We start from the raw sequence: 6148 nt of genomic DNA, 5'->3' as shown, positions 1-6148 counted from the left end.
CGCGGCCCCGCTGTCGGTCAAGAAGTAATCCACACACACGCGCGTCTGCGAGGAAGGGCGTTCCCCGATCAGGGGGAACGCCCTTCTCGCATGTCTCAGAGCACCGAGCCCGACGGCCCGGTCGTCATCGTGACCCCCGATCCGGCGAACTCGCCCACGTCGGCGACCGCCGCCTGCCCCTCGTCGCTGGCCATCGCCGCGAGGAACGACTGCTCGTCGTCCCAGGTCAGCACCGCGACCAGGTGGTAGGCGGGCCGCTGCCCGCCCCCGGCCACCGGGCGCTGGACGGTGTAGGCCCGCAGGCCGGGAAGCTTGGCCGCGAGCGGCGCGTGGATCTCGTCGTAGTGCTTGTCGAAGGCCGCGACGTCCTCGGGGTGGTGGTAGAGCACGATGAGCTGGAATGCCATGGTCCGCCTCCGGATCGTGATGTCCTGCCACGAAACCACAGCCGCTGTCCCCGTGGAAGCCCGACGGAACGGGCGAAAAGGGTGACCTGAACGAGCGGTGCGTCAGCTCGGCACGCGGGTGACGAGGATCCCGTCGTCGTCGCTGAACAGCTCGGCCACCGGCGAGAACGTGACGCCGCCGAACGTGACCGGCACGTCCCGCTCGCCCGCGCCCGTCTTGCCGCTCTTGCGCGGGTTGGAGCCCAACGCCTTCACGCCGAGGTCGAGCTCGCGCAGCGCGGTCACGTCCCGGACGGCGCCGTGGATCACCACGCCCGCCCATCCGGCCGCGACCGCCCCGCCCGCGATGACGTCGCCCATCAACGCGGCGTGCAGCGAGCCGCCGCCGTCCACCACCAGGACCCGCCCCTCGCCGGGCTCCGACAGGACCGCCTTGAGCAGGGCGTTGTCCTGGTGGCAGCGTACGGTGGCGATCGTGCCGTGGAAGGCGCGGCGCCCGCCGTACTGGCGGAGTTGCAGGTCGCAGGAGTCGAGCTCGTCGCCGCGCTCGTCGTACAGGTCCGCGGTGTTCATAGGGCCCTTCCCTGGCGGATGGTCAGCGGTCGCGTTCATGCTGCCACGCGGGGGCGAGGAAACCTGTCGCCCCACTGGGCGACGCGTTCGAGCGCGACCGGCTTGAACCCGCCGGACAGCAGCTCAGGGCCGCCGGGTGATCCCACCTCGACGCCGCCCCCGCGCCACCGCCGACACCGATCTGCGGCCGGGCCGGCCCGGCACCGCTAGCGGTCGTGGCCCGCGCGGAGCCACTCGACGTAGTCGGCGACCCCGGTCTCGGTGTCGTAGGCGGGCTCGAAGCCGGTGTCCTCGCGCAGCCGGGTGATGTCGAGGTAGGTGTCGCGGCCGGTCCCGGCGGGGTCGCGGCCCTCGCGCAGCTCGACGTCCGCGCCGGGCACGGCCCGCCGGATCGCCGCGGTGACCTCGCCGTTGGTGGTCATCCGTCCGGTGGCCACGTTGTACGTGCGATGACGCAGCCGCTCGGCCGTCTGCAGCAGCGCGACGGCCCTCCCGCAGTCCTTGACGTAGCACAGGTCGCCGCCGTCCCCGGTGTAGGCGCCCCACGCGGGGCTCGTCAGGTCCGGCGCGGTGCCCCGCACGGCGGCGTGCACGAGCTGCGGCAGGGCGAAGAACGGCGATCGCGGGTGGCCGAGCGGCCCCCAGATCGCGCCGATGCGGAGGTTGACCACCTCCAGACCGGTCGCCCCGGCCAGATGGCCGGCCATCAGCTCGCCGACCTTCTTGAACGTCGGGATCGGGTGCGAGGCGGCCATCGTCAGCGGCAGGTCCTCGGCCAGCGGGCTCGGGGCCTCGACGCCGCCGTAGACGCCGATGGTGCTGGCCAGGCAGAGCCGGGACACCTGCCATTCGGTGGCGGCCTGGAAGACGTTGAGCAGGCTCACGACGGACTTCTCGACCCCCTCGACGGGCGCGTACGCGCCGGGCGGCCACGGGACCGAGCCCGCCAGGTGCACGATTCCAGTGATCTTGTGCCGGTCGCCCAGGTCTAGCAGTGCAGCCCGGTCGCCGAGGTCGGCCTGCTCGACGACGAGCCGCCCCTCGGCCTCGCCGGCCAGCGCCGCGGGCACCTCGGGGGCCCGGCGCTGGACGAGCACGACGGATTCGCCGAGGTCGAGCAGCGCTCGCGCGGTGTGCGTCCCGATGAAGCCGAGCCCGCCCGTGATGAGGATCATTACCCCAACTCCCTTTCATCAGCGTCTCTGATCGTCAGTAACGCTGATGATTAAGCTAGTACGAGGAGGTGATGGCTGTCCACTCGGGGCGTCCAGGCGCGGGGTCGGTCGGGCGAGGCGAGGGCGGTTCGTCCGCCGGAAGGCGAGGTGATCCCGGGGGCGGCGGATCCGGATTCATCCCGCTAAAGTTCATGATTCGGTACCGCTGCTGTCCCAGGAGTCACCGCCTCATGCCGAACGCCGAGCCCTTACGCCCTGGAGATCCCACGTCCTTGGGGGCCCACCGGATCACCGGATGGCTGGCCTCCGGCGGGCAGGGGGTCGTCTACCTCGGCCAGGGGCCGGACGGGCGGCCCGTGGCGGTCAAGGTCCTGCACGGGATCGTGGCCGGTGAGCGGTTCGCCGCCCTGACGGAGGCGGCCCGCCGGGTGGAGCCGCCGGGCGTCGCGCGGGTGCTCGACGCGGCCTGGGGGCGGTTGTCGTACATCGTGAGCGAGTACGTGGAGGGGCCGTCGCTGGCCGAGGTGGGCCGGCTCGGCGGTGGGCAACTACGGCACCTGGCGGTCGGCACCGCCACGGGGCTGGCCGCGGTGCACCGGGCGGGGCTCACGCACGGCGACCTCAAACCGTCCAGCGTGCTGCTCGGCCGGGACGGCGCGCGCCTGGTCGGCTTCGGCACCGCCGGCACCGGGCCGGGCTCCGGCCGCGCCGGTGCGGGGACCGGGCCCGGGCACGGGTCCGACGGGGGCGCGGTGGCGTACATGGCGCCGGAGCAGCTGGACGGGGGTCCGGCGGGCTCGGCGGGTTCGGCGGCGGACGTCTTCGCGTGGGCGTCGGTGATGGTGTTCGCCGCCACGGGACGGCCGCCGTTCGGCGACGACGCGCCGCCTGCGGTCGCGGGGCGCATTCTGCGCGGCGAGCCGCAGCTCGGTGAGCTGCCGGACCCGTTGCGGGAGATCGTCCGCGCCTGCCTGGCCAAGGACCCCCAGGCCCGCCCGCCCATGACGACCGTCCTGCCCCTCCTCCAGGGCGCCCCCAACCCCGCCACCGCCCCGCCCCCACATCCGGGCGACCCGCACGCGGGCGCCGCTGCCCATCCGGGCGCCTCGCATCCCGATGGCGTGCACCCCGGTGGTGCGGTGGCCGGTGGTGCGGTGGGGTTGTCGGGGGTGGGGCGGGCCGGGCGGCGGGCGTCGGTGTTGGTGTTGGGGGCCGGGGTGGTGGCCGTGTGCGTGGCGGCCGGGGTCGTGGTGTGGAACTCCGGCAAGCGCCAGGCGGACGCCGAGGTGCGTTCCGCCCAGGAAGCCGTACGGACGTCCGCCTCGGCGGGGCCGTCCACGCGCGGCACGGCCGCCCCGAGGCCCACGAGGACGCCGCAACGCCGCGCGGCCCGCCCCCGTCCCACCCCTTCGGCCGGTGGCCCCACGGAACGCTCCACACCGTCGGCCACCCCCACGGGCGACCTCACGGGCACCCCCGCGCCGAGCGCCACCCGGACGGCCTCGTTCGCCCTGGCGTACGTCCGCGTCCAGGGCGCCTCGAAGATCAACACCGCCGGGGTCACCTGCTACACCGGCGCGCTGAACTTCGCCGCCGGAGTGGACGCCACCCGCCCCGGAGCCGCCTTCTCCTACCAGTGGCTCTACGACGGCAGGGTGGTCGAGCGCGGGACGTCCCGCCTCCCGGCGGGCAGCCGCAGCGACTACGTCAGCTCCAGGAGGCTCATCACCCCGGCGGGCGGCAGGCACACCGTGGCCTACCGGATCCTGACCCCGTCGTCCAGGACGAAGTCCGTCACGTTCACCATGTGCGCGCCTTAGGCGGGCACGAGAAGGGCGGGCCCGCGCGCGCAGCGGACCCGCCCTGATGGGACGCACGGGCATCACAGCCCGTAGCTGACCACCCAATACCCGTTGTACCTGCCGCCGTAGCAGGACAGCCTGGTCGGGCTGTGCCAGCTGCGGACGACCGTGCCGCCGCCGATGCGGCAGCGCAGCGAGGTCACGTACCGGTAGTTGTAACCCCAGTCGCGGTCACCGTCGCGGGAGCGGTCGTCGTTCTCGTCGCGGTCGCTCTCCCGCCAGCGGTTGTCGTTCTCGTCGCGGTCGCTCTCCCGCCAGCGGTTGTCGTCGTGGCGGTCGTCGTCCTTGCAGCGGTCGTCGTCCCGCCAGCGGTCGTCGTCCTCGCAGCGGTCGTCGTCGCCGTCCCAGGGACGGTCGCTGTCCCAGTGGTGACGGTGGTCGTCGTCCTTGCAGCGGTCGTCGTCGTCGCGGTCGCCGTCCCAGTGGCGACGGTGGTCGTCGTCCTTGCAACGGTCGTCGTCGTCGCGGTCGCCGTCCCAGGGACGGTCGCCGTCCCACTGGTGGCGGTCGCCGTGGTGCCGACGGTGGTCGTCCGACCACGGGTTGTCGGCACCGATGTACGGCCCCCTGACGTCGTAGTCCGGAGCCGTGTAGAAGAACGGCTCCGGACCCGGGTCGGCGGCGGCCGGACCGGCGGTGACGAGCGGGACGGCGCCGAGCGTGGCGCAAGAGGCAAGTGCTGCGATGAGTCGTCGCATCACACCGATCCAATCACTGTCGATGATCTAACCGCTACAGATAGTAACCGCAGGTCAGCGACTTGAAACGCAGGTCGGAGGGGTCCGGGACACCCCTTCGGAAGGCCTTTGCGCGCCGAATGGCAGACAACAGAATCCCTCAAGACCCCTCGACTCCACACGCAAACCGACGAATGATCCTGTTTGATTTGGTGGGATCATGTTGGGTCCTCACCCCCTGGTGTTGACGGAGTCCCATGCGTGCGATCCTTCGGTCAACCCTCGCCCTGGCCCTCACCGCGACCTGCCTGACGGCCGTGCCGGACAACGCCACCGCCAACGGGACCAGGCTCGTCATCTGGACCTGCAACGGCGGCGCCAACCAGCGGTGGACCCTGACCTGAGCCCCGAGCTCGGGGCCCCGCTCAGGCCACGCGCAGGACGATCTTCCCCTGGATGTGGCCCCGTTCGGCGCGCTCGTGCGCCTTCGGGGCCTCCTCCAGCGGGAAGACGGTGTCGACGCCGACGCGCAGCCGTCCGGCGTCGATCAGCTCGGCGAGCGCGGCCATCTGGGCTCCGTCGGAGTGCACCTGGCCGCCGCGGCGCACGATGCCGCGCCGCGCGGCCTCCTCGTCGTGGTACTCGCCGAAGAAGACCGGGCTGAGCGTGCCGCCGTCCTTGAGCACGGGCAGCAGCCGGTGGCCGTCGGGGCCGCCCACGGTGTCGATCAGGCAGTCCACGTCGCGCACCGCGTCCTGCGGGCCGACCCGGGTGTAGTCGACGAACTCGGCCACGCCCAGGTCCTTCAGGAACGCCTCGTGCCGGCCCGAGGCGACGCCGATGACGTGCGCGCCGAGGTCGGCGGCGAGCTGGGCGGCGAAGTGGCCGACGCCCCCGGCCGCGCCATTGACCAGGACCCGGCTGCCGGGCCGCAGGCCGATGACGTCGTGGACGTACTGGTAGGCGGTCAGCCCGGCCATCGGCACCGCGGCGGCGGCGACGTGGTCCACGGTGGCGGGCTTGCGGGCCAGGTGACCGGCCGGGGCGGTGGTGTACTCGGCGTACCCCCTGCCGCCCTCGTCGCCGATGCGGGGGAAGCGGACGAGGCCGTACACCTCGTCGCCCTCCCGCCACTCGGTGACGCCGGGGCCGAGGGCCGCCACGACGCCCGACACGTCCGAGCCGGGGGTGAAGGGCAGCGGGATCTCCGGCCGCATCGACGGCGGGATGTTCGCGAACCCCCGGCGGGCGTACCAGTCGGGCGGGTTGAGCGCGGCGGCGCGCACCTGGATCAGGACCTCGCCCGGCTCCGGCGTGGGCACGGGGACCTCCTCGAGCCGCAGGACCTCGGGACCGCCGACCTCGTGCACGCGGATGGCCTTCATCGTCGATTCTCCTCGGGGAGACGGGCCCCGCTATGATGCGGAGCAGTGTTCCGGATCATAACCGGAGCG

General features: G+C 73.1%; 7 protein-coding genes. 2 read left to right on the top strand and 5 right to left on the bottom strand.

The window, feature by feature from the left end; genetic code table 11:
- Window positions 1-95: 95 nt before the first annotated feature.
- The 3 genes from ACIHAD_RS31715 to ACIHAD_RS31705 all read right to left on the bottom strand — a co-directional run bounded on the left by ACIHAD_RS31715 (window position 96) and on the right by ACIHAD_RS31705 (window position 2155).
- Window positions 96-407 (bottom strand): EthD family reductase, encoded by a 312-nt coding sequence (locus ACIHAD_RS31715; RefSeq protein ID WP_397358336.1) that lies wholly within the window; start codon window positions 405-407, stop codon window positions 96-98.
- 102 nt (window positions 408-509) lie between these two features.
- Window positions 510-980: a ribonuclease E activity regulator RraA gene (gene rraA / locus ACIHAD_RS31710; protein ID WP_397358335.1), complete on the bottom strand. Its 471-nt coding sequence runs from the start codon at window positions 978-980 to the stop codon at window positions 510-512.
- 206 nt (window positions 981-1186) lie between these two features.
- Entirely contained in the window at window positions 1187-2155 is a 969-nt protein-coding gene (locus tag ACIHAD_RS31705) for an NAD-dependent epimerase/dehydratase family protein (protein WP_397358334.1), read from the bottom strand.
- Window positions 2156-2385: 230 nt separating this feature from the next.
- Here ACIHAD_RS31705 and ACIHAD_RS31700 point away from each other — a divergent pair, with 230 nt between their 5' ends.
- Window positions 2386-3975: a protein kinase gene (locus ACIHAD_RS31700; RefSeq protein ID WP_397358333.1), complete on the top strand. Its 1590-nt coding sequence runs from the start codon at window positions 2386-2388 to the stop codon at window positions 3973-3975.
- Window positions 3976-4037: 62 nt separating this feature from the next.
- On the opposite strand, the gene ACIHAD_RS31695 is transcribed toward ACIHAD_RS31700, so the two are convergent.
- The gene (locus tag ACIHAD_RS31695) at window positions 4038-4715 is read right to left on the bottom strand and encodes a hypothetical protein (protein ID WP_397358332.1); all 678 of its coding nucleotides are present in this window, start codon (window positions 4713-4715) and stop codon (window positions 4038-4040) included.
- Between the two features lie 236 nt (window positions 4716-4951).
- Between ACIHAD_RS31695 and ACIHAD_RS31690 the strand changes: the two genes are divergently transcribed.
- On the top strand, window positions 4952-5098 hold the full coding sequence (locus tag ACIHAD_RS31690; RefSeq protein WP_397358331.1) for an RICIN domain-containing protein: 147 nt from the start codon (window positions 4952-4954) through the stop codon (window positions 5096-5098).
- 21 nt (window positions 5099-5119) lie between these two features.
- Here ACIHAD_RS31690 and ACIHAD_RS31685 read toward each other — a convergent pair whose 3' ends face one another.
- Entirely contained in the window at window positions 5120-6079 is a 960-nt protein-coding gene (locus tag ACIHAD_RS31685) for an NADP-dependent oxidoreductase (protein ID WP_397358330.1), read from the bottom strand.
- Window positions 6080-6148 lie beyond the last annotated feature (69 nt).

It is taken from the genome of Nonomuraea sp. NPDC052265, from assembly GCF_044547985.1.
Classification (GTDB): Bacteria; Actinomycetota; Actinomycetes; order Streptosporangiales; family Streptosporangiaceae; genus Nonomuraea.
Note: the sequence above shows the minus strand (reverse complement) of the source record. Positions and strands in the feature narration are given on the sequence as shown.